2 protein-coding genes are annotated in these 1,286 nt (G+C 73.1%); both read right to left on the bottom strand.

Going from position 1 to position 1,286, the window contains the following annotated elements; translation table 11 throughout:
* Positions 1 to 375, bottom strand: a 375-nt coding sequence (locus AC1D01_RS35180) for a hypothetical protein (protein WP_477874224.1), incomplete at its 3' end; no start/stop codon positions are given.
* 6 nt (positions 376 to 381) lie between these two features.
* Positions 382 to 1,035 carry a type III secretion system protein SctP gene (sctP, locus tag AC1D01_RS35175; RefSeq protein WP_477874222.1) on the bottom strand — a complete coding sequence of 218 codons (654 nt, stop codon included), beginning with the start codon at positions 1,033 to 1,035 and terminating at the stop codon, positions 382 to 384.
* Positions 1,036 to 1,286 lie beyond the last annotated feature (251 nt).

The raw sequence follows: 1,286 nt of genomic DNA, 5'->3' as shown, positions 1-1,286 counted from the left end.
CAGGGGCAGCACCAGGCGCGACAGGCGTTCGGTGGTTTCGCCGAACAGCGCCTCGGCAGCCAGCGCACGCAGCGGGGCACCGAGGTCCGACGCCGCGGCCAGCGACAGCGCGGCATCGGCGCGGCAGGCGATCGCGAGGCTGAAGCGGCCGGCGTCGCAGTCCAGTTCGAGTGCATAGGTGGCATACCCCCGCGGCGCGGCGCCGGCATCCGGCACGGCGGCGAGCGACAGGCCGCGCTGCAGGTCCAGCGCGCGCCACAGGGCGCCGAGGCGGCGGTCGTGCAGCAGCCGCGAGGCGCTGGCGGCGGCAGTGCCGACGGCCCCCAGGTGGGTGGCAATCGGCGTGACGGGTTCGATGCGGGTGGCAGCGGTCATGGCGATTCAGTCAATGGTGATGGCGACTTCGCGCCGGCGGTTGAGGGATTCCTCGAGCGCCGTGGCAAGTGCGTCGCGATGGGCAAAGAGTAGGTCGCGGGAGGTCGAATCGGTGGTCTCGAAGCGAAGCTGCAGCCAGTACGACGAAACCGACAGCGCGAGCGTGGTGTCGGGCAGCACGTCGGGGCGCAGCGGCATGCGCACCTGCCAGCCTTCGCTGTCGTCGACGGCGCGCTCGTTGCAGAAGCGCGAGATGGTCTGCGCGATCGCGGCGACCACCGGGTGCGTCGGCGCGGCCGCGCGGGCGACGCGCGCGGCTCCCGCGCTGCCATGAAGCAGGGGCTCCAGCAGCTCGGGGCCGGGAACGAGGTCGTCGGCCCAGTCGGGCTCGTCGTGTGGCTCGGGTTCGGGCTGGCGAGCGACCGGGGCGGCGTGCTCGGGTTCGGCGGAGACGGCGAGTTCGTCCTCGGCAGGCGCCTGCGAGGAGGACGGCTCGGCATCGGGCCGCAGCCGCTCGCCGAACGGCCGCGCGCCGCCCGACGGGCGACGCTGGCGCAGCAGGTCGGTGAAGCTCGGCGCGCGCAGGGGGTCGGCCGGCGCAGGCTGCTTCGGCAGCGCACTGCGGTGCACTTCAAACGAGACGGGGCGTGGGCGAGTCATGCGGCCTCCGTAGCCCGGGGTGCCAATCCGGGACCGCGCCGGCACCATGCACCCCGGATTGACATCCGGGCTACTCACAGCGCCACCCGACCCAAAGGCTCGACACGCACCTGCGCGCCCAGCTCCTGGTACGAGTACACCGCCAGCCACTTCGATTCCGATTCGACGATGCGGCGCACGTAGCGGCGGATGTCCATCGAGGTCACGACCGCGATGCCGGCGCGCGGCGTCAGCCCCGCCAGGTCCTTCAC

It is taken from the genome of Rhizobacter sp. P3_B12 (assembly GCF_056402895.1).
The sequence above is the reverse complement of the archived record's forward strand: the minus strand, read 5'-3'. Positions and strand labels throughout refer to the sequence as shown.

Coding starts and splice junctions, on each gene's coding strand:
- sctP (WP_477874222.1), bottom strand. CDS start 1,035: ATGACTCGCCCACGCCCCGTCTCGTTTGAAGTGCACCGCAGTGCGCTG.